The 20,749-nt window shown below is 66.0% G+C and carries 18 protein-coding genes; 7 read left to right on the forward strand and 11 right to left on the reverse strand.

What is annotated here, in order from left to right:
- Positions 1-4: 4 nt before the first annotated feature.
- Positions 5-3,502: a transcription-repair coupling factor gene (gene mfd / locus GIW81_RS02655; RefSeq protein WP_154737790.1), complete on the reverse strand. Its 3,498-nt coding sequence runs from the start codon at positions 3,500-3,502 to the stop codon at positions 5-7.
- Positions 3,499-4,053, reverse strand: a complete 555-nt coding sequence (locus GIW81_RS19325; RefSeq protein ID WP_324614871.1) for an FAD assembly factor SdhE — start codon at positions 4,051-4,053, stop codon at positions 3,499-3,501. Before GIW81_RS19325 ends, mfd begins: the two co-directional genes overlap by 4 nt.
- 101 nt (positions 4,054-4,154) lie before the next feature.
- On the opposite strand from GIW81_RS19325, the gene recG reads away from it, so the two are divergent.
- Positions 4,155-6,272, forward strand: a complete 2,118-nt coding sequence (recG, locus tag GIW81_RS02665; protein WP_154737791.1) for an ATP-dependent DNA helicase RecG — start codon at positions 4,155-4,157, stop codon at positions 6,270-6,272.
- Between the two features lies 1 nt (position 6,273).
- On the opposite strand, the gene GIW81_RS02670 is transcribed toward recG, so the two are convergent.
- The 4 genes from GIW81_RS02670 to glmU all read right to left on the reverse strand — a co-directional run bounded on the left by GIW81_RS02670 (position 6,274) and on the right by glmU (position 11,801).
- Positions 6,274-7,071 carry a DUF502 domain-containing protein gene (locus tag GIW81_RS02670; RefSeq protein ID WP_154737792.1) on the reverse strand — a complete coding sequence of 266 codons (798 nt, stop codon included), beginning with the start codon at positions 7,069-7,071 and terminating at the stop codon, positions 6,274-6,276.
- A 155-nt stretch (positions 7,072-7,226) separates the two neighbouring features.
- Positions 7,227-8,396: an SPOR domain-containing protein gene (locus GIW81_RS02675; protein WP_154737793.1), complete on the reverse strand. Its 1,170-nt coding sequence runs from the start codon at positions 8,394-8,396 to the stop codon at positions 7,227-7,229.
- A 104-nt stretch (positions 8,397-8,500) separates the two neighbouring features.
- Positions 8,501-10,321, reverse strand: a complete 1,821-nt coding sequence (gene glmS / locus GIW81_RS02680) for a glutamine--fructose-6-phosphate transaminase (isomerizing) (protein ID WP_154737794.1) — start codon at positions 10,319-10,321, stop codon at positions 8,501-8,503.
- Positions 10,322-10,442: 121 nt separating this feature from the next.
- A complete protein-coding gene (gene glmU / locus GIW81_RS02685) occupies positions 10,443-11,801 on the reverse strand; it encodes a bifunctional UDP-N-acetylglucosamine diphosphorylase/glucosamine-1-phosphate N-acetyltransferase GlmU (protein ID WP_154737795.1) in 1,359 nt (452 codons plus the stop codon).
- Positions 11,802-12,195: 394 nt separating this feature from the next.
- Between glmU and GIW81_RS02690 the strand changes: the two genes are divergently transcribed.
- Entirely contained in the window at positions 12,196-12,975 is a 780-nt protein-coding gene (locus GIW81_RS02690; RefSeq protein WP_154737796.1) for a hypothetical protein, read from the forward strand.
- A gap of 12 nt (positions 12,976-12,987) precedes the next feature.
- On the opposite strand, the gene GIW81_RS02695 is transcribed toward GIW81_RS02690, so the two are convergent.
- From GIW81_RS02695 to GIW81_RS02710, 4 genes are all read right to left on the reverse strand, one after another.
- Positions 12,988-13,779: a neutral zinc metallopeptidase gene (locus GIW81_RS02695; protein ID WP_154737797.1), complete on the reverse strand. Its 792-nt coding sequence runs from the start codon at positions 13,777-13,779 to the stop codon at positions 12,988-12,990.
- A gap of 85 nt (positions 13,780-13,864) precedes the next feature.
- Positions 13,865-14,827 (reverse strand): KPN_02809 family neutral zinc metallopeptidase, encoded by a 963-nt coding sequence (ypfJ, locus tag GIW81_RS02700; RefSeq protein ID WP_154737798.1) that lies wholly within the window; start codon positions 14,825-14,827, stop codon positions 13,865-13,867.
- A gap of 161 nt (positions 14,828-14,988) precedes the next feature.
- Positions 14,989-16,431: a malonyl-CoA decarboxylase gene (locus GIW81_RS02705; protein WP_154737799.1), complete on the reverse strand. Its 1,443-nt coding sequence runs from the start codon at positions 16,429-16,431 to the stop codon at positions 14,989-14,991.
- Between the two features lie 72 nt (positions 16,432-16,503).
- The gene (locus tag GIW81_RS02710; protein ID WP_154737800.1) at positions 16,504-16,806 is read right to left on the reverse strand and encodes a putative quinol monooxygenase; all 303 of its coding nucleotides are present in this window, start codon (positions 16,804-16,806) and stop codon (positions 16,504-16,506) included.
- 97 nt (positions 16,807-16,903) lie between these two features.
- On the opposite strand from GIW81_RS02710, the gene GIW81_RS02715 reads away from it, so the two are divergent.
- The 3 genes from GIW81_RS02715 (at position 16,904) to GIW81_RS02725 (ending at position 18,509) form a co-directional block, all read left to right on the forward strand.
- Positions 16,904-17,392 carry a hypothetical protein gene (locus GIW81_RS02715; RefSeq protein WP_154737801.1) on the forward strand — a complete coding sequence of 163 codons (489 nt, stop codon included), beginning with the start codon at positions 16,904-16,906 and terminating at the stop codon, positions 17,390-17,392.
- 118 nt (positions 17,393-17,510) lie between these two features.
- Positions 17,511-17,999, forward strand: a complete 489-nt coding sequence (locus GIW81_RS02720; RefSeq protein WP_195930325.1) for a lysozyme inhibitor LprI family protein — start codon at positions 17,511-17,513, stop codon at positions 17,997-17,999.
- 9 nt (positions 18,000-18,008) lie between these two features.
- On the forward strand, positions 18,009-18,509 hold the full coding sequence (locus GIW81_RS02725) for a lysozyme inhibitor LprI family protein (RefSeq protein ID WP_154737803.1): 501 nt from the start codon (positions 18,009-18,011) through the stop codon (positions 18,507-18,509).
- 12 nt (positions 18,510-18,521) lie between these two features.
- On the opposite strand, the gene efp is transcribed toward GIW81_RS02725, so the two are convergent.
- Positions 18,522-19,091 carry an elongation factor P gene (efp, locus tag GIW81_RS02730; protein ID WP_324614872.1) on the reverse strand — a complete coding sequence of 190 codons (570 nt, stop codon included), beginning with the start codon at positions 19,089-19,091 and terminating at the stop codon, positions 18,522-18,524.
- A 262-nt stretch (positions 19,092-19,353) separates the two neighbouring features.
- Between efp and epmA the strand changes: the two genes are divergently transcribed.
- Together epmA and GIW81_RS02740 are read left to right on the forward strand one after the other, a co-directional pair.
- Entirely contained in the window at positions 19,354-20,388 is a 1,035-nt protein-coding gene (gene epmA, locus GIW81_RS02735; protein ID WP_154737805.1) for an EF-P lysine aminoacylase EpmA, read from the forward strand.
- Between the two features lie 51 nt (positions 20,389-20,439).
- Complete coding sequence (locus GIW81_RS02740) at positions 20,440-20,733, forward strand: winged helix-turn-helix domain-containing protein (protein ID WP_154737806.1); 294 nt, start codon at positions 20,440-20,442, stop codon at positions 20,731-20,733.
- The last annotated feature ends 16 nt before the right edge of the window (positions 20,734-20,749 follow it).

Genomic DNA, 20,749 nt, shown 5'->3' on the forward strand with positions numbered 1-20,749 from the left:
TCTCTCACGCCGCCTTCTTCGCCTTACTCGCAACTCCGGCAAGCTGGCCGATGAACCCGCGCACGCCCTTGAGGCGGTCGGCGGGCAAATCCCACTCGGCGCGGAACACGAGCTTCTGGTCGGGCTGCACCTTGATGATGCCGCGCGAAGCCTGCACGAACTGCACCAATCCTTCCGGGTTGGCGAACGAGTTCCGATAGAAGCCGACGACCGCACCGCGCGGGCCGGCATCCACCTGCGACACCCCCGCCTGCCGGCACAGCGCCTTGATCTCCATGACATCGAGCAGATGCTCGACCTCCTCCGGCAGCTGACCGAAGCGGTCGACGAGCTCGGCGGCAAACCCGTCGATCTCCTCGCGCGTCTCGAGCGTCGACAGGCGGCGATAGAGGCCGAGGCGGAGTTGCAGGTCGGCGACGTAGCTCTCCGGAATGAGCACCGAGGTACCGAGCGAGATCGTCGGGCTCCACTGCTCGGTCGTGTCCTCCAGGTCGCCGCCCTTCATTGACGCGACCGCCTCCTCCAGCATGGACTGGTAGAGCTCGAAGCCAACCTCGCGGATGTGGCCCGACTGCTCCTCGCCGAGCAGGTTGCCGGCGCCGCGGATGTCGAGATCGTGCGAGGCGAGCGAGAAGCCGGCGCCGAGCGTGTCGAGCGACTGCAGGACCTTGAGCCGCTTGTCGGCGGCCTCGGTGAGCGCCTTGCCGATAGGTATGGTGATATAGGCGTAGGCGCGCGCCTTCGATCGGCCGACGCGGCCGCGGAGCTGATAGAGCTGCGCCAGGCCGAACATGTCGGCGCGGTGCACGATCAGCGTGTTGGCATTCGGCAGGTCGAGGCCGGATTCGACGATGGCCGTCGACAGCAGCACATCGTACTTGCCGTCGTAGAAGGCCGTCATCACGTCCTCCAGCTCGCCGGGCGACAGCTGACCGGTGGCGCGGGCGAACGTCAGCTCCGGCACGGCTTCGCGCAGGAACTCGGCGATGTCGTCGAGGTCGGAGATGCGCGGGGCCACGTAGAAGCTCTGCCCGCCCCGATAGCGCTCGCGCCGCAGCGCGTCGCGGACGATCATCGGATCGAACGGCGAGATGTAGGTGCGCACGGCGAGCCGGTCGACGGGCGGCGTCGTGATGAGCGACAGCTCGCGCACGCCGGTGAGCGCCAGCTGCAACGTGCGCGGAATGGGCGTCGCCGACAGAGTAAGGACGTGCACGTCCTCCTTCAGCTTTTTCAGCCGCTCCTTGTGGCCGACGCCGAAGTGCTGCTCCTCGTCGATGATCAGTAGCCCGAGCCGCTTGAATTCGATCGACTTGCTCAGCAGCGCGTGCGTGCCGATGACGATATCGACCGAGCCGCTTTTGAGCCCTTCCTTCACGTCCGTGAGGCCCTTGGCGCCGACGAGGCGCGAAGCCTGCGCAATGTGGACGGGAAGACCTTGGAAGCGATCGGTGAACGTCTTGAAGTGCTGGCGGGCGAGCAGGGTCGTTGGCACCACGACCGCAACCTGCAGCCCGTTCATCGCCCCGACGAACGCCGCGCGCAGCGCCACCTCGGTCTTGCCGAAGCCGACGTCGCCGCACACCAGACGATCCATCGGACGCCCGGCGGAGAGATCGCCCAGAACGGCTTCGATGCTCGTCTCCTGATCCTCGGTCTCCTCGTACGGGAACCGGGCGACGAATTCGTCGAAGGCGCCATCCGGCGCGGCAATGGCAGGCGCTTCCTTCAACAGGCGCAGGGCGGCGATCTTGATCAGCTCCGATGCGATCTCGCGTAGCCGCTTCTTGAGCTTCGCCTTGCGCGATTGCCAGGCGGCGCCGCCGAGCTTGTCGAGTTGCGCGTCGCTCTCGTCGGCGCCGTAGCGCGACAGAAGCTCGATGTTCTCGACGGGCAGGAACAGCTTGTCGCCGCCGGCGTAGTGCAGCTCGAGGCAGTCATGCGGGGCGTTGAGCACCGTGATGGTCTTCAACCCGGCAAAGCGGCCGATGCCGTGGTCGGCATGCACGACGAGATCGCCGACTGACAGGCTCGTCGCCTCGGTGAGCACGTCGACCGCGGAGCGCTGCTTGCGGCGCGGCCGAACCAGGCGATCGCCGAGAATGTCCTGCTCGCCGATGACGGCCAGCTCGGGCGTCTCGAAGCCCTGCTCCAGGCCAAGCACACCCAGGCCCGTCGCCGTGCCCGGCAGCGCCAGCGCCTCGGCGTAGGACTCGACGCGCTGCACGTCCTTGAGACCGTGGTCCGAAAGCAGCGTCGCCAGTCGCTCGCGCGCGCCCGGGGTCCACGCCGCGACGATGACGCGCCGCGCCTCGCCCTGGATGCGGCGGATGTGGCCGACGACCGCGTCGAACACGTTGACGTCGCCCTGCTGGCGCTCGGCAGCGAATGTACGGCCGCCGCGTCCGCGCCAGGAGCGGACGTTCGGTGCCTCGGCTTCCTCGAATGGCGTCAGCTTGTAGGAGCGATGCTTTTCGACCTCCGCCGCCAGCGCCTTTTGGTCGAGGTACATGCGGTCGGGCGGCACGGGCTTGTAGGGCGGTCCGCCGAACTTCAGCTCCTCCAACGCTTCGCGGCGCGCCTCGTAGTGCTCGGCAATCTGCTCGAAGCGGCTCTTCGCCGATTCATCGGCCCGATGGTCGAAGCTCACCGGCACGCCGGGCAGATAGTCGAACAGCGTCTCCATATGATCGTGGAACAGCGGCAGCCAGTGCTCCTGCCCTGGATAGCGATGCCCGGCGCTCACCGCCGCGTAGAGCGGGTCGTCGACCGTGTTGCCACCGAACAACTCGACGTAGCGGGCGCGGAAGAGCTTCTCCGCCTCCTCGCCGAACGCCACCTCGCTCACCGGCATGAGGGCGAGCTTCTGCACCGGCTTGGTCGTGCGCTGCGTCTGGACGTCGAAGGCCTTCACCGTCTCCAGCGTGTCGCCGAAGAAATCGAGCCGCACCGGGCTCGAGCGCCCCGGCGGATAGAGATCGAGGATACCGCCGCGCACCGCGTACTCGCCCGGCTCCATCACCGTGCCGGAACGCGTGTAGCCCATCAGCGCCAGCCGCTGCGTCAGGCGCGCCATGTCGATGCGCTGCCCCGGCGCCAGCGCCTTGGTCGTGCGTTTGATGAAGGCGCGCGACGGCACGCACTGCACGATGGCGTTGACGGTGGTCAGCACCACAGTCGGATGCTTGCGCGTGCCTAGCGACAGCTTGGCGAGCGTCGCCATGCGCCTGGCGACGATGTCAGAATGCGGACCAATGCGGTCGTAGGGCACCGTGTCCCAGGCCGGAAAGGTGACGACGCGCACGTTGGGCGCGAAGAACGACAGCGCCTGCTCGAGCGCCTCCAGCCGGCGATCGTCGCGCGCCACATGCAGCACTGTGCCTGGCGCCTTATCGGAGCCGGCCTCGTTGACGAGCTGCGCGAGCACCAGCGCGTCGAGCCCTTCGGGGACGCCCGCGATGATGCGCGCCGTGTGATCCTCGTTGCCCTTAGGCGCCGTCATTTCGTCTCAAATCCCTCGCCGGCCGCCAACTGTGACAGCCCATGATGCGCGCGCAGTCCGTCGATAAGCCCCGCAAATTCGCCCGCGTCGACAACCGAGCCCTGGGTGAACCACTGGTTGAGCAACGGATCAGGAAGCGCCAGCAAGCGCTCGAAAACCGCAAGCTCCGTCGGCGACATAGATGCAAGGCGGGCCTCGGCATAGCGGCCGAGGACAATGTCCATCTCCTTGGTGCCGCGGTGCGCTGCGCGATAGGCTGCGCGTCGGCGCCGCGTCTCCAGGTCGTCCTGCATCATGTACCGCTTTCTTGGATAACCCGCGCGCGAGGCTTGACGCGGCGCAGACCGACCGCCACGCTTGTAGGGTTCGGGACGTTGATATAGCGCTCGTTCCGCATCGCGCAAAGGGCGGAAGGAGCCCACGTCCTCAGTCTGGCGCGACACTTTTCCCGCGCCCTCCCCGCTGATCTGTCGAGGCCAGCCAGTGCGATGATCGAGAAGTTCGCCATCATTTGCGAGATGGTCGAGAGCGAACTTCTCGATCTGAATCACACTGGCAAGCAGTCGCTTGTAGTGTCCCTTATGAGTCCGGAGTTCGCTACACAGCCCAGCGGCCCCCACCGGCGAACTCCGGACTCGGGACACTAACGCCCATGCGGCCCATCGAGCTGACGCCCCTCTTCGCATCGCTGCAGTCTTTGACCGGGATAGGTCCGCGGCTCATCCTGCTGATGCGGAAATGCGTCAACCTGCCTGCCGGGATCACCGAACCGCGCGTGCTCGACCTGCTGTGGCATCTGCCGACCGGCGTTGTCGACCGCCGGGCCGAACCCGCCATCGCCGAGGCCGTGCCGGGCAGCATCGCCACCCTCAAGGTGCGCGTCCTGAAGCACAAGCCGCCGCCGCGGGGTAACAATCGGGCGCCCTACAAGGTCCAGGTGGAGGACGACACGGGCAAGCTCGACCTCGTGTTCTTCCACGCCGAGCGCAAGTTCATCGAGCGGCAATTGCCCGTCGGCGAGGAGCGCTACGTCTCGGGACGCGTCGAGCGCTATTCCGACAAACTGCAGATGTCGCACCCGGACTACATCGTACCGCCCGAGGCGCGCGGCGACCTGCCGATGCTGGAGCCGGTTTACCCGCTCACCGCTGGCCTGTCGGGCAAGATCGTGCAGAAGGCGACGCGGCAGGCTCTCGAGCGCCTGCGTCCCGTGCCGGAGTGGCAGGAGGCCACCTGGATCAAGGCGCGCGCCTGGCCGGACTTCAGCGACGCGCTGCAGCGTCTTCATAAGCCGACGGATGGCGCCGACGTATCGGCAGGAGGCGCACCGTGGCAGCGGCTTGCCTACGACGAGCTCCTCGCCGGCCAGATCGCGCTGGCGCTGGTTCGACAGAACTTCAAGTCGCGACCCGGGCGCATCGTGAAGGGTGACGGCAGCCTGCGCGCCAAGCTCGCCGACGCCCTCCCGTTCGCGCTCACCAACGCCCAGCGCGAAGCGATGCGCGAGATCGAAGCCGATATGGGTGCGCCACGCCGCATGCTCCGGCTGCTGCAGGGCGACGTCGGCTCCGGCAAGACCGTCGTTGCCCTCCTCGCGATGGCCATTGCCGTGGAAGCCGGCGGGCAGGCGGCGCTGATGGCGCCCACCGAAGTGCTCGCCCGCCAGCATCTGGAAACGATCGGTCCGCTTGCCGACAAGGCCGGGCTGCGCGTCGGACTGCTCACCGGGCGCGAGAAGGGCCGCGGCCGCAAGGACATTCTCGACCGGCTCGCCAGCGGCGATATCGACATCATCATCGGCACGCACGCTTTGTTCCAGGCCGACGTCGTCTTCCGCGATCTCGCCTTTGCCGTCATCGACGAGCAGCACCGCTTCGGCGTGCACCAGCGCCTGCAACTGCAGTCGAAGGGCAACGGCAGCGGCACCGACGTGCTGGTCATGACCGCCACGCCCATCCCGCGCACGCTGGTGATGACGCACTACGGCGACCTCGACGTCTCGCGGCTCACCGAAAAGCCGCCGGGCCGCAAACCGATCGTCACCAAGAAGATCCCGACCGGCAAGATGGAGAAGCTGGTCGAGCGCCTGCGCACGCAGCTCGCCGACGGCGCCCAGGTCTATTGGGTCTGCCCGCTGATCGAGAGCTCGGAGGTGTCGGAGCTCGCCGCCGCCGAGGAGCGCCACGCCCATCTCGTACAGCTATTCGGCAAGGAGAACGTCGGCCTCCTGCACGGCGGCATGCAGGACAAGGCGAAGGACGCAGCCATGGAGGCGTTCTCCTCCGGGCAGCTCAAGATCCTCGTCGCGACGACGGTGATCGAGGTCGGCGTCAACGTCCCCAACGCCAACATCATGGTCATCGAGCACGCCGAGCGCTTCGGGCTCGCTCAGCTGCATCAGCTCCGCGGCCGCGTCGGCCGCGGAACGCGCGAGAGCTATTGCATGCTGCTCTACAAGGCGCCGCTCGGCGAGACGGCGAAGGCGCGCCTCGAAATGATGGAAGAGACCGAGGACGGGTTCCTCATCGCCGAGAAGGACCTGGAATTGCGCGGCGGCGGCGAGGTCTTGGGGGCCCGCCAGAGCGGTGCGCCGGGATTTCGGGTCGCCGAGGTGCCGGGCTTCGAGGCGCTGCTGACGGCGGCGCGCGACGATGCACGGCTGCTGCTCGCCGCCGATCCGATGCTGGCGAGCCCGCGCGGCCAGGCGCTGCGCACGCTGCTCTACATCTTCGAATGCGACGAGGCCGTGCGCCTGTTCCGCGCCGCTTGATCTACGCGGCGGGGCCCGTGGTGATCTTCGGCTTGCGGCGCGCCTGCTCGGCGAGGTCGCGCAGCTTGGCCTGACTCTCCGGCGTCACCATGCCGGCCGAGATGATCACCTTCGCCGCGTCCTCGATGTTCATATCGAGGAACACGACATTGCGGCGCGGCAGGAAGCAGACGAAGCCGGTCGGCGGCACGATCCCCGTCGGCATGAACACGGTCAGCAGGTCTTCCTCGCCACCGGGCATCATGGCGCCGACCTCGCCCGTCGTCTCCCCGGTGACGAACACGATCGACCAAAGGCCCTTAGAGGGAAACTCGATCAATCCGACCTTCTGGAACGCCTGGTTGGGCCCGGTGGCGCTGACGACGGATTCGAAGATCTGCTTCAGCGCGCTGTAGACGTTGCGGACGATCGGCATGCCCCCGAGCATCTGCTCACCAAACGAGATGAGCGTGCGGCCCAACAGGTTGGCGGCGAGTGCCCCGATGAGCGTCAGGGCAATGATACCGACGACGAGCCCGAAGCCCGGAATGGGAAACGGCAGGTAGGTGTCGGGAAGGTAGGCCGCGGGCACGAACGGCTTGATCCACGCGTCGGTGACGTTGATGAACCACCAGGCGAAATAGAGCGTGATGGTCACGGGGCCGACGATGACCAAGCCGGTGAGGAAGTAGTTGCGCAACCGCGCGCCGATGTGCCACCCGGCGGTGGAGGGATCCTCGCGCACCAGTCTGCGCAAGCCGGCGCGCAGCTCAGCCGACGCTTCCTGAGGGCCTTTGCTGCGGGGATCGGCTGGGCTCATCGATAATCCGCTCGGATCCTGGCCAACGAGGTCGCCTCGCGCGGCACTGTCCGCCGGTCGAGCTTGCCGGACTTTCCCACGGTTTGATCGCCGGCGTAAGGGCGCAGGATAGATCGCTACCCGCTAAAGCTTCGGCAGACGGTCGCGCTGTGGTGCTATTGCCCCAGGACCAGGCAGTCGAAGCCGTCCGAGCGCAGCGCCGCACACAGTTGCTCAGGCTCCTGGGCACTCGCGTAAGGCCCGAGCCGCACACGGTAGAATGTGCCCATGCTGCCGATGACAGACTCGTCGACCTCCGGGTGGCGGCCACCGAGTTCGCCACCATGCCGGCCGACGAGCAGGCCGGCCAGCGCCTCGGCCTCCGAACGCGAGCGCACGGCGGCAACCTGCAGGCGGAACTTGCCGGACGGCGCCGACACGCGGTCCGCCGGCGGCGCGGGGGCGGACGGCTGCTGATCGACGGAGGCGACCTGGGTGACGAACGGAGCGGCGATCTCGGGCGCGCGTTTCGGCACGGCCCCATTCGGCGCAGACCCATGGGCGACGACCTCGGTCGCGGCGCCCCAGCCGCTCGCGGCGGGATCAGGGGGCGGAGCGTTGTCGCCGCCGATCGATGCGGTGCTCGTCGGGGGCTCGGCCGGCTTTTCCTCGCTCGACGAGCCGCCGCCGAACAAGTTCGAGAAGAACCCTCCAATGCCGCCGCTCGAGGACGAGGACGGTGTCGGTGCGGCGGGTGCGTCTGAAGCTGGCGCTGCCGAGCTACCGCCACCGGCCATCGCTGTCTGCGTGGGCGCGGGGCTGCTGCTCTGAATTTTCGGCGCTTCGGCGTACGCTGATTGCGGCACCGGCGGCACGTCGCTGACTCCCGACTCGTTGTAGGCGAGCGCGCGCGTCTTGATCGCGTCGGCGCGCTCCGCCTCCGATAGGCCGCCCTTGAGCCACAGCGCGCTCGTCAGATCGGAGACGGCGTAGCCGGGCTTGCCTTGTTTGCGGAAGGTGAGGCCGCGATAGTAGAGCAGCCGAGGCATCTGGGCACTCGGCAGGCCGCCGCGGACGGCCGCATCGAAAGCGCGCTGCGCCTCTTCGAACTTGCCCGATCCATAAGCTTTGATGCCGCCATCGAACGTCTGCTGAACAAGCGCGGCGGTTTTGCCCTTTTCGTCGGCGGCAGCCTCAGGCGAGGCTTCCTTCTCCTTCTGCTGCTTTTCGGCAGCCGTCGATTTCTTCGCGCCGGTTTTCTGGGTGGGACCGTCGAACGCCACGGCCGGCGCGGCAAATGCAGCCACTGCCAGCAACAGCGTCAGATTGCGCAGAAAGTCCCCCATCGTCCGATCCGAACCCGTTGAGCCACCACCAAATCCCGGCGGGACGGTAAGCCAACCGCACTATAGAGGCAAATCCGGGGCCGGCTCGAGCGCCCCTTGTCCCCTTATTCGACGGTGACCGACTTGGCGAGGTTGCGCGGCTGGTCAACGTCGGTGCCCATGATTACCGCCGTATGGTAGGCGAGGAGTTGCACCGGCACGGCATAAAGCAGCGGATTGGTGAACTCGCACGCAGTCGGCATGGCGATGTGGGCGGCGACCTTGCAGCCCACCGCCTCGGGGGCCGCATCCGAGATGAGGATGATCTGGCCGCCGCGGGTAGCCACCTCCTGCATATTGGAGACGGTCTTCTCGAACAGTTCGTCCCGCGGTGCGACGACGATCACCGGCACGTTCTCGTCGATGAGCGCGATTGGTCCATGCTTCAGCTCGCCGGCAGCATAGCCTTCGGCGTGGATGTAGGAGATCTCTTTGAGCTTCAGGGCACCTTCCAGCGCCAACGGGTAGCTCGTGCCGCGCCCGAGGTAGAGCACGTCACGCGCCTTCGAAAGCATGGAGGCGATTGCCTCGAACTGCTCCTCGTTGCGCAGAATGGTCGAGATGTGGCGCGGCACCTCGATCAGGGCCTGCACGAGGTCGTGCTCTTCCTCGCGGGTCAACTCGCCGCGCGCCCGCGCCAGACCAAGTGCGAGGCAGGCGAGGACGGAGAGCTGGCAGGTAAAAGCCTTGGTCGAAGCGACGCCGATTTCCGGTCCCGCCAACGTCGGCAGCACCACGTCGGACTCGCGCGCGATCGAGGAGGTGCGCACGTTGACCACCGCGGCGATCCGCTGCTGCTCCGCCTTGGCATGGCGCAGCACTGCCAACGTGTCGGCGGTCTCGCCCGACTGCGACACGAACAACGACAAGCCGCCTTGTGACAGCGGCGGCTCGCGGTAGCGCATCTCCGAGGCGACGTCGATCTCGACTGGAAGCCGCGCGTAGCGCTCGATCCAGTACTTGCCGACGAGGCCGGCGTAGTAGGCGGTGCCGCAGGCCGACATCGTCACGCGCTGCAGCGCCTCGGGATCGATACCGAGATCGGGCACGGTGACCGTCGCCTCAGCCATGTCGATATAGTTGGCGAGCGTGTGGCTGATGACCTCGGGCTGCTCGTGGATCTCCTTCGCCATGAAGTGGCGATGATTGCCCTTGTCGACCAGCAGCGACGAGGCCACCGACTTGATCTGCGGTCGCTCGACGTGCTTACCGCTGCGGTCGAAAATCTCGACGCCGTCACGGCGGAGCACTGCCCAGTCGCCCTCGTCGAGGTAGGTGATCGCATCGGTGAACGGTGCCAGCGCGATGGCATCCGAGCCCAGGTACATCTCGCCCGTACCGTGCCCGATGGCGAGGGGCGAGCCCTGCCGCGCAGCGATCATGAGATCGTCGTGACCGGCAAAGATGATGGCGAGCGCAAACGCGCCGTGCAGACGGCCCAGCGCCTGGCTTACGGCCTTCTCGGGCGTAAGGCCCTTGGCGAGCTCATCGGTGACGACGTGCACGATCGCTTCGGTATCGGTGTCGCTTTCGAAGACGTAGCCCTTGGCGCCGAGCTCGGCCTTGAGCTCGCGGAAGTTCTCGATGATGCCGTTGTGCACGACCGAGACCTGGCTGTTCATGTGCGGATGCGCGTTGCGCTCGGTCGGACGGCCGTGCGTCGCCCAGCGCGTATGACCGATACCGGTGTGTCCCCTGAGCGGCTCCTGCAGCAGCCGCCCTTCCAGGTTGCGCAGCTTGCCCTCAGCGCGGCGGCGCTCGAGATGTCCGTTTTCGACCGTGGCGATGCCGGCCGAGTCATAGCCGCGATATTCGAGCCGGCGCAGCGCGTCGACCAAATCGGTGGCCACCGCTTTCTGTCCGATAATTCCGACGATGCCGCACATACGATGCGAATCCTTCAAGCTAGCGCGCTATCATACTGCTAGCGTTTGCTTAATATGTCGCTCAAATCACAGATTGTTTCTGCGACAACGGTTACTCGCCGCCGGATTGCTTGCATAATGCCTAACCGGGCTTTGCCTTCCGCTTGGCCATCATAGTGCGGAACTTGGCCGCCCATCCCGGCCGCTCCTCTTGGGCCGACCGTCCCAGGGCCAGGGCGCCCGGCGCGACGTTCTTCGTGATCACGCTGCCCGAGCCGATATATGCCCCCTCCCCGATCTTGACCGGCGCCACGAGCGAGGTGTTCGAGCCCACGAACGCGCCGTCGCCGATCTCGGTGCGATGCTTGAGGAAGCCGTCGTAGTTGCAGAAGATGGTCCCGGCGCCGATGTTGGCGCCCGCCCCCACGGTGCCGTCGCCGATGTACGACAGATGATTGGCCTTGGCGCCGACACCCAGCGTCGAATTCTTCACCTCGACGAAGTTGCCGACGTGCACATTGGCGCCGAGGTCGGCGCCGGGACGCAGGCGTGCGAACGGGCCGACGCGCGCGTTCTTCCCGATCCGGGCCCGCTCGAAGTGACAGTTTGCCTTGATCTCGGTGCCGTCCTCGACGGTGACGCCCGGACCAAAGAAGACATTCGGTTCGATGACGACGTCGCGCCCAAGCTTGGTGTCGAACGACAGCCAAACCGTTTCGGGTGCAATCAACGTCGTTCCCTCGCGCATCACGGCGAGGCGCGCGCGCCTCTGGAAGATCGACTCGGCGACGGCAAGCTGATCGCGCGAGTTGACGCCCAGCACGTCCTCTTCAGCGCCGGTGACGACGGCGGCACGCGTGCCGCCGGCACGCGCGATCTCCACGACGTCCGTGAGGTAGTACTCGCCCTTGGCGTTGGCATTGCCGATGCGTGACAGCACGCCGAGCAGATCGGGCAGCCGGAACGCCATGACACCCGAATTGCAGAGGCGCACGGCACGTTCTGCCGGGCTTGCGTCCTTCTCTTCGCGAATGGCGCTGAGGAAGCCTGAGCCTTCGGTGAGCAGCCTGCCATATCCCATCGGATCGCCGGCCTCGAAGCCGAGCACGCAAATTCCCGCGCCGTCATCGAGGCGAGCTCGCAACCGCTCGAGCGCGTCCGCTGTCAGCAGGGGCGTGTCCGCATAAAGTACCAGCACGTCGCCGTTGTGCGCCTTTAGAGCGTCACGCGCTGCCAGCACGGCATCCGCAGTACCGCGCTGCTGTTCCTGCAGGTGGATCTTCGCCCCCGGCGCCTGCGCGAGAGCCTCGGCCCGCACGGCCTCCATGCCGGGTCCCACGACGACCGAAAGCGCATTCGCGCCGATCCCCTGAGCGAGCGCCAGCACGTGCCCCAGCATCGAGCGGCCGCCGACCTTGTGCAGCACTTTCGGCAGCGCCGACTTCATTCGCGTGCCTTGACCGGCCGCGAGGACGACAACAAGCAGGGGTGGGCGGCTCATCGGGCTCTCGGGGTGATTGACGACAGGCATGCGGTTGAGTGCGACGACGCCGAACCAGACTCACACGACGAAGCTGGATACTCCACGAGTTCTATACCGGGCGTCCCCAGCACCCAACAAGGCGGCGGGAATGTGTCCGGGGCTGTGACCCGTCCACTTGCACATCATGTGGCCGGCCGGGCACATGCGCGGACGAATGACGGGCAATTCCAATGGGTTGCCAACGCGCTCGATTCCTTCCACAGGCGGCGCGTGGCGCCATTGGGACGCTCCGTTGCCCCTAGGAGGCGACTCACCGAACTTCGCTTGCATGATTCCAGGGCAGGCGCGCCCTCGTTGCCGCCAGCTCCCAGCTCAGACCCTGTGCCGCGTCAGAACCCGTGGAAGAAGAAGAATGTCCCTCCACTCGCCCATCGCCCCGGCGCGGCGCCGCACCTTCACCCCTTACGTGCTGCTCTACCTGCTCGCGGCCAGCTTGGCCGTGGCTTATCTCACCTTCCTCGGCGCGAGACCCGATCTCGTCGCCTTGTGGCGGGACAAGCCGAGCGAGTCGCAGACGGCCATCGTCGAGACGCAAAGAACCGTCGAGCGCGCGCTGGCCGACATCGACCCGCTCAAGCAGGGCCTCGGCGAGATGAAGATGGATGTCGCCAACGTGAAGGCGGGCATGCAGGAAGCGGTGGAGCGCGACCGCATCCTGCTGGAGAAGGTCGAGACGCTGGAGCGCTCAGCGCACGCACCCGACAAGGTCGCGGCCGCGCCTGCGCAGCCGGCTGCTGCGAAGAAGCAGGTCGTCGCCAAGGCGCCCGATGTGGTGCCCACTGCAGTTGCCAGCGCCGCACCGAAGCCAGCGGCCGTTCCGGCGATCGAAACCGGCAGCATCGAGAAGAAGGCGGCTGCGCCACCCAAGCCGGCGCCGGTCGGCGTGCTGCTCGCGACGGGCCCGTCGCTCGACGCACTGAGGCTGAGCTGGACGATCCTCAACGATCGCCACTCGACGACGGTTAAGTCGCTGCAGCCGCGCTACGTGGTAAGCGGCAAGGCGGACGAGCGCACCTACGGCCTCGTCGCCGGTCCGCTCGAGACGGTCGCCGCGGCAAAGGCGGTGTGCAAGACGATGACGGATAACGGCATGCCGTGCGAAGTCAGCCAGTATCGCGGCAACGCTTTCTAAGCGCGCCGAACCCTAGGGCTGCGGCACGCCGAACGTGTCGCAAGCCTCGGGGTTCCCGGACTGAGCCCCCCGTAGAAACCAGCGCTTGCGCTGCTCCGCCGTTCCATGCAGGCCGACGCGGCGCACCTTTGCCTCCGGCTGACCGGTCAGCAGCGTGTCGTCGCCAATATCGGTGAGCACGGCTAGGAGGTCGGCGCGGAACTGATCCGAGCTGGCCCAGGCCGGACTGTCGTGGATCCACACACCCGCAAGGCAGTCAGCCTGCAATTCGAAACGCCGCACGTAGTCGGGTCCATTCTCGGGCGAGGAATACAGCGCCTGGCTCAGCACGTGGAAGCGGCCGTTCAAGTTCTGGATGTGGTGGCCGACCTCATGACCGATGAGAAAGGCGATGCCGGCTTCGGCCTGCCGCCCGAACTTGCTCATCAGGCCGTTCGCGAAATCAGTGCCGACGAAAACCGTGCGATTGCCGCTACAGTAGGCCGGCCCGTCGCCGGTATAGAGGCCGTAGCAGTTGTCCGGCGCAAGACGCGACACGAAGCGCACGCTGACGGCCGCGACCTCGACGGCGCGCGAGCTCATCAACCGGCTCCAGGTAGCGATAGAGTCATCGAGCGCGCGCGCCACGATGGCCTGCAGCCGCATCTCGGGCGGGGGCTCGCCGGATTTGGGCAGCTGACGGCCGGAAGGGACTTCGATGACGACGGTGGGTGTAGCCGCGGCCGGGCGCAGGGCAACGAAACTACCCGCCAGACCTGCGAGGGCGGCGGCGAGGGGAATTACGACCCGGTGACGTAGCTCCATGGCGTAAGCCTTTCCGGCGGCATAACTCCTATATGGGCGCCACGGTTGCTAAGGCACCCTCCAGATCCTGCGACTTTGTATCCCTTCAAAGACTGTTCGTATTGAAGGTGTCGCACTGGGCGATCTCACCCGATTCCAGACCTTTCTTGAACCAGCGGACCCGTTGGGCTGAGCTTCCGTGCGTGAACGCGTCGGGCACTACCTGGCCCTGCGTGCGGCGCTGGATCATGTCGTCACCGATCTGGCTCGCCGCGTTCAGTCCTTCCTCGACATCGCCGGGCTGCAGACGGTTCTTCACCTGATCGTTCAAGTTCGCCCACACGCCGGCGAGGCAGTCGGCCTGCAGCTCCATGCGCACCTGCAGCGCATTGGCGTCAGACTCACCCGACTGCTCCTTCAGTTCCTGCACTTTGTCGGCAATGCCGAGCAGTTTCTGCACGTGATGCCCGACCTCGTGCGCGATGACGTAGGCTTGCGCGAAGTCGCCGGGCGCCTCGAACTTACGCTTCAGCATGTCGTAGAATGAGAGGTCGATATAGATCTTGCGATCAAGCGGACAGTAGAACGGACCCATCTGCGCCACGCCCGTGCCGCATGCCGTGCGCGTCGCTCCCGCGAAGAGAACCATCTGCGGCTCGGAGTAGCGCTTGCCGAAACCGCCAAAGACCTGTGTCCACACGTCTTCAGTATCGGCGAGCACCTGCGACACGAACCGCTTCATGTCATCCTCGCTCCGCACGCTTGTCCCGCCCGGGAGACCGGGAATGTCGGGACCGCGCTGCGCCTGCCGCCCGGGTGACTTCGGCACCTCCGTCTGCGGCAGCTGCGGCACGTCGGGGTACTGTTGCGTCAGCAGCTCCAGCGGATTGATGCCAAGGAACAGCATGATCGCGCCGATGATCAGCAGCGTCGTCAGTCCGCCGCCGGTCAAGGGGATCTGGATGCGCGGCCCTTCGGCACCCCCGCCCGGAAAACGGAACATCGGACCACGCTCGCTGCGCCGGTCCTCGACGTTCTGGCTCTCGCGATCATCGTCACCGTAGCGCATGGCTGATCTCCGACGGTTGAACGGAGCCTCGGTTGGGCGCTGCGACGTCCGTCGGCGTCACCGCGAAGCACATTGTGCCCGGGGAGGCCGACGAGTGACAAGTGCTGGACAGCAGCTCCGCCAAAGAGACCGCCGGCAAGACCCTGGAACCGGGGCACTGGTCAGGTTTTCGCTGATTCCGGCAGCGGCGGTGGGAGGGCCGGTGTTTCCTGGTCGGCGGCAGTCGCCCGCGCCTTTCCCTTGAGCTTCAGAAGTCCGCGGACCGTTCGCGACGCGACGACGATGCCCTCGTTCGCGTACGCCTCGTGGTTGCGCTCGATCTCCTTGGGTTCATAGCGGTAGTTGACCATCAGCCCGTGGGCTTCCCGCATGCTCTTTTGCGAGGTGTCGGCGAGGAAGTTGATGCGCTCGAGCCGCGCTCCGTTACCAAGATGGAAGCGGGATACGGGATCGACGGGGCGGCCGTCGAAGCCCTTGGCGAGAAGGAAATAGTGTGCCGCGAGCGCCATCATCGCCGTCTCGATCGCCGCGAACTCGGAATCGTCCTCGCCGTTCGGCCAGCCGGCGCGGCGGATGAGCTTGATAAGTGCCCGTGCCTCCTCGGCAACCGGGTGATTGTCCTTCTGAGCTACCTTATCGAGCCACGCGGCAAACTGGGGTACCGGCGACAAGGTCACGAAATTCTTGAGGCTCGGCACCTCGCGCGCCAGCTCCTCGACGACCTGCTTCAAGAGGAAATTGCCGAAGCTGATTCCCTTGAGGCCCTCCTGGCAGTTGGAGATCGAATAGAACACGGCCGTGGTCGGCGGCTTGTCGATCGCTTCGGCATGCGGCTCTTCCAGGACCTGGCCGATGGCGTCGGGCATCTCCCGCAACAAGGCCACCTCGACGAACACCAACGGCTCGTCCACCAGGGAGGGATGGAAGAACGCGAAGCAGCGTCGATCGGCGGGATCGAGGCGGCGGCGCAGGTCGTCCCAGCCCTGGATCTCGTGCACCGCCTCGTAGCGGATTATTTTATCGAGGATCGCTGCCGGCGTGTTCCAGTCGATGCGGCGCAGTACCAGGAAGCCGCGGTTGAACCACACGTAGAGGAGCCGGCGCAGGTCGGCGTCGACGGCCGCGAGATCGGTCTCTGCCGGCAGCAGGCCCAAGAGGTCACGCCGCATTCCCACGATCTCGGGCGTGGCACCGGGTGCGAGATTCAAGCGTCGGAAGAACTCGGTACGCGGGCTCTCCAGCGCCTTCTGCAGCTTGGCGAGCGAGTCTGGCGTCGGATCGTCGAGGTGCGTCCGCGCCGCCTCGGCGACGCGCACAGGGTCGGGTTGCATCTGCGTCGCCAGGAAGCGGAAGAACGTCAGCCGCGCGGCGCCATCAAGTCTTGCGTACTGGTCGAGGAGCTCGCGTGCGATCGCGACCCCCGACGCCTCGCCCCGTCCGGAGACGAGGGCGCGTGACAGTTCCTCGACATTCTCACCCGCGTCGATCCCGAATAGTGACTTGGGGAGTAGCGAGCGGCCTTGCTCGGCGACCGAGCTCAGCAGCTCCTGGAGAAACGAGACGTTCAAAGCCTGGTCCTTCGCCTGAGGGCCTGATGCGGACATTAGCGCACCCATGAGCTAAGAGGACTGCAGCACAGCGGCACACGTGGGACGTGGTGGTGGCTTTACTACGGCTCAAGTGTCGTCCGTCAGATCGACTGCACGGTACGTGAGCACACGCCGCGATTTCGTCCACGGATCGGTGAGCACGCGGAAGTCTGCGTAGTGCGGCATCTCCCGGTGCGCGAGGTGCGCCGCCTCGTCGTCATAGATCTGATAAAGAAGGAACGCCGCGCCCTCGAGCGGGTCGACACTGATGTCATATCTCTGACATCCGGCCTCGCGCTCCCGGCAGGTGCGGGCATGAACGCGCAACGCACCCGCCAATTCGTCCTGCCGCCCGCCCTCGGCCTCGAGAAATACGACAACCACGAACATGCAGCTTCCCCTCGTCGCCTTCGGACGCCCGTTAACTATTCGTAAACCTATTGCGATGACATTTCATTAACCAAGGCCCCAGCGTCACGGATCGGACATGGAAGCTTTCCCCGGCATCGAGCGGATGACGTCGAGCCTCTCAGAGGCCAACAACGACACAGGCCGTACGGCCTTCTGCGGCCCCTACGTTCTGTCGGCGATCACCGGCTACCCGATCTCCAAGATCGAGGAAATCATCCGGACGGACCGCAATTGCACGCGCAAGACGGTCGTCAAAGGGACCGGCTCAGACGAGGTCGCCGCCGCCCTTGCCCAGTTCGGCTACGACATGACGCTGAAAGAGACCTACATGGCCAAGCCGCGCAAGGAGCGGCCGACGTTATGGGCGTGGATGCAGAAGCCGCGCAACGTCTGGGCGCACTACATCCTCGCCGTCCACAAGGGCAAGGAGGGCCACTGGATCCTCGTGAAGGGGGTCAAGATGTGCGACACCTACACGGAGGGGCGCTGGACATTCGTGTGCGACGGCCCGCACCGCGGCGCCCGCATCATGGAAATTTTCGAAGTGCGGAAGTCGCTCGGCTAGCCGGTGAGGCTCCCGAGTATCGGGCCGGCTCGTGCAAATTCGCCGCGCCAGATCAATGAATTGGGAACGTGTCCGGCACACATTCGGGGCCGCGCGCCACGCCTCGATGGAGGGCCCAATGAACCGTCTCCGCACCGTCATAGTCAGCCTTGCAGTGCTCGTCAGCGCCACCGCCGCTGCCGAAGCCACACCCACCGACGACAGCAAGGAGATTTCCGTTTGCCTCGAAGGGGCGAAGGGAGACGCCGGGCGCGAACGCGCCTGCATCGATACCGTCGCCGGTCCATGCATGAAGAAGCCGGAGGGTCAGTCGACTCCCGGCATGGTCGATTGCATCATGGGCGAGACCAAGGCGTGGGATGACATCCTCAATGCGGAGTACAAGCGCCTCCTGCCGCTGTTGAAGGACGAGGCCGCCGGCGACGTGAAGAAGGCGCAGCGGTTGTGGATCGAAGCGCGTGACGCCGATTGTCGTGTGCCCTATTATTTCTACGACGGCGGAACCATCGTGAAGATCCTCGGCGCCGAGTGCGAGCGCAACCACACGGCCGATCGGGCGATCCTCATCAAGAGCTGGCGCGAGATGGCGCAGGGCGACGACCAGTAGGGATTACGAATGTCATCGACTTCGCGGCTGCCGCTTTGGAGACTGGCAGTCTGTTGCCTCGCGCTTCTCGTCGCGTGCACGCTTCCCGCCGCCGCGGATGATGCCGCCGTCATCGAGGCGTGCCTGAAAAGCGCCGACGCCGACAACGGTAAGCCGCACGACTGCATCGGCCGCATCGCCGACGCCTGCCTCGACAAGCCGGAAAACCAGTCCACCCACGCGATGAGCGCCTGCTCCAACAGGGAGGCGGAGATCTGGGACAGCCTGCTCAACACCGAGTATCAGCGGCTGCTCGGCGCCGTCGAGGGGAAGGCGAAGGACGACATCGTCAAGGCGCAGCGCCAGTGGATCGGCCTGCGCGACGCCGACTGTGCCATCTCCTATGAGCTGTTCGACGGCGGCACCATGGCGCAGCCGATCGGCGCCAACTGCCTGATGGCCAATACGGCTGAGCGCATGCTGCAGGTGCGCGCCTGGCGCATGATGGTGCAGCCGGAAGACAACAATTGACGCTGAGGCGCGTCAGTCCTTGGCGCGCTCCACGTAGGAGCCATCGACCGTCATGATGACGACGCGCGTACCGGTGCCGATGTGCGGGGGAACCATGATGCGCGCCCCGTTTGCCAGCTTCGCGGGCTTGTAGGAAGACGATGCCGTCTGGCCCTTCACCACCGGATCGGCCTCGACGATCTCCAGCGTCACGCGCGCCGGCAGCTCGATGGCGATCGGCACGCTCTCGTGCAGGGACACCGAGCAGGTCATGCCTTCCTGCAGCCACTGCGCCTGATCGCCGACCACATCCTTCGAGACGATGATCTGGTCGTAGGTCTCCGGATGCATGAACGTGTAGCCGTGGTCATCCTCGAACAGGTAGTTGTAATCCTTCTCGTCGAGGTAGGCGCGCTCCACCTGGTCGGTCGTGCGGTAGCGCTCGGTGACCTTCACGCCGTCGGCGATGCGCCGCATCTCGAGATGCGTGACGGGCGTGCCCTTGCCGGGATGAATGTTCTCGGCGTGGATGACGACGGCGAGCTTGCCGTCGAGATCGAGCACATTGCCCTTGCGCACCGATGAGGCGATGACCTTAGCCACGAAATGCTCCATTGCAGAGGGCCGGCGCCGGCGCTTAGGCGCGTTCGCGATCGGCCGATAGGGGAAACTTGCGGGCTCTCATACCCTTTCCGGTGGCAAAGGCCAAGGCGGTGCCCTCCGGGGTGCAATACCGTCATCCCGGCACTTGTTGCCGGGTTCCATCTCGCGTCTGGGACGGAGCCTGCGGCACGATGGATCCAGGGGACAAACCCCGGGATGACGACGGTGGGCGAGATGGGGTGAGTTGGTTTAGACAGACGCCATGAGCGCTGATCGCCCCTGGTGGACCCCGGACGTCTATGCCGATCGCAGACCCCTGCTCGCCGCGCGGGCTAGGATTAAGGCGGCGATCCGCCGCTGGTTCGAGGCACAGGGCTTTATCGAGGTGGAGACCGCTTGCCTGCAGGTCTCGCCCGGCAACGAAGCGCACCTGCACGCGTTCGCCACCGAGCAGATCGCGCCCGATCTTTCCCGGCGTCGCCTCTACCTGCACACCTCGCCCGAGATCGCCTGCAAGAAGCTGCTTGCTGCCGGCGAACGGCAGATCTTCACCTTCGCTCCGGTCTTCCGCAATCGCGAGCGCGGCGCGCTGCACGCGCCCGAGTTCACCATGCTCGAATGGTATCGCGCCGATGCACCCTACGAGGCGGTGATGGAGGATTGCGCCGCCCTCTTGAAGCTCGCGACGGAGACGGCCGACAACCGCTTCGTCTCCTGGCATGGCGTAACGTGCAATCCACGCACCACGCCTGAGCGGCTCACCGTGGCAGACGCATTCAACCGCTATGCCGGCATCGATCTTCTCGCCACCATCGATGATCGCAACGCGCTGGCAGCCGCGGCGGATGCGGCCGGCATCACCGTGCGCGGCGACGACACCTGGGCCGACATTTTCTCAAAGTTGCTCACGGCGCTGATCGAACCGAAACTCGGCAACGGCCGCGCGACGTTGCTCACCGAATATCCGGCGAGCGAGGCGCCGCTCGCGCGACCGAGCGCGCACGATGCGCGCGTCGCCGAGCGTTTCGAGCTCTATTGCTGCGGGGTCGAGCTGGCCAACGGTTTCGGCGAGCTCACCGATCCCGAGTTGCAGCGCCGCCGCCTCGAAGCCGAGATGGACAAGAAAGAGGAGCGCTACGGCGAGCGCTACCCGATTGACGACGACTTCATCGCCGCGTTGTCACACATGCCGCCGACGTCGGGGTGCGCACTCGGCTTCGACCGGCTTGTCATGCTCGCTGTCGGCGCCACGCGCATCGACCAGGTCCTATGGACGCCGCCGCCGCGCGACACTTGACGCAACCTTCCCAAACTGGACTTTGGCTGACGAAGCGCCATATTTCCGCCTATGCCGAACTCGCGCGACCAGCACCTCTCCGACAAGCAATTCGCCCTCATCGCCCGCGCGCTTGCCGAGCCGCGCCGCTATCAGATCCTCGAGCAGATCGGGGCGGCCGAGAATGCACTCCCCTGCGCCGCCCTCCTCGATACGCACGAGGTGAGCGCCGCGACGCTGTCGCATCACTTGAAGGAGCTCGAGACGGCAGGCTTGATCGAGGTCACCCGCTCCGGCAAGTGCATGAGCATGAACGTCAACCGCCTCATTTTGCGGGCGTATCTCTCGCGCCTGGCGAAGATCTAACCCCCAACAATCCGCC

Origin of the sequence: Hyphomicrobium album, assembly GCF_009708035.1 — a bacterium.
Lineage (GTDB): Bacteria > Pseudomonadota > Alphaproteobacteria > Rhizobiales > Hyphomicrobiaceae > Hyphomicrobium_A > Hyphomicrobium_A album.

Coding starts and splice junctions, on each gene's coding strand:
- mfd (WP_154737790.1), bottom strand. CDS start 3,502: ATGACGGCGCCTAAGGGCAACGAGGATCACACGGCGCGCATCATCGCG.
- recG (WP_154737791.1), top strand. CDS start 4,155: ATGCGGCCCATCGAGCTGACGCCCCTCTTCGCATCGCTGCAGTCTTTG.
- GIW81_RS02670 (WP_154737792.1), bottom strand. CDS start 7,071: ATGAGCCCAGCCGATCCCCGCAGCAAAGGCCCTCAGGAAGCGTCGGCT.
- GIW81_RS02675 (WP_154737793.1), bottom strand. CDS start 8,396: ATGGGGGACTTTCTGCGCAATCTGACGCTGTTGCTGGCAGTGGCTGCA.
- glmS (WP_154737794.1), bottom strand. CDS start 10,321: ATGTGCGGCATCGTCGGAATTATCGGACAGAAAGCGGTGGCCACCGAT.
- glmU (WP_154737795.1), bottom strand. CDS start 11,801: ATGAGCCGCCCACCCCTGCTTGTTGTCGTCCTCGCGGCCGGTCAAGGC.
- GIW81_RS02690 (WP_154737796.1), top strand. CDS start 12,196: ATGTCCCTCCACTCGCCCATCGCCCCGGCGCGGCGCCGCACCTTCACC.
- GIW81_RS02695 (WP_154737797.1), bottom strand. CDS start 13,779: ATGGAGCTACGTCACCGGGTCGTAATTCCCCTCGCCGCCGCCCTCGCA.
- ypfJ (WP_154737798.1), bottom strand. CDS start 14,827: ATGCGCTACGGTGACGATGATCGCGAGAGCCAGAACGTCGAGGACCGG.
- GIW81_RS02705 (WP_154737799.1), bottom strand. CDS start 16,431: ATGTCCGCATCAGGCCCTCAGGCGAAGGACCAGGCTTTGAACGTCTCG.
- GIW81_RS02710 (WP_154737800.1), bottom strand. CDS start 16,806: ATGTTCGTGGTTGTCGTATTTCTCGAGGCCGAGGGCGGGCGGCAGGAC.
- GIW81_RS02715 (WP_154737801.1), top strand. CDS start 16,904: ATGGAAGCTTTCCCCGGCATCGAGCGGATGACGTCGAGCCTCTCAGAG.
- GIW81_RS02720 (WP_195930325.1), top strand. CDS start 17,511: ATGAACCGTCTCCGCACCGTCATAGTCAGCCTTGCAGTGCTCGTCAGC.
- GIW81_RS02725 (WP_154737803.1), top strand. CDS start 18,009: ATGTCATCGACTTCGCGGCTGCCGCTTTGGAGACTGGCAGTCTGTTGC.
- epmA (WP_154737805.1), top strand. CDS start 19,354: ATGAGCGCTGATCGCCCCTGGTGGACCCCGGACGTCTATGCCGATCGC.
- GIW81_RS02740 (WP_154737806.1), top strand. CDS start 20,440: ATGCCGAACTCGCGCGACCAGCACCTCTCCGACAAGCAATTCGCCCTC.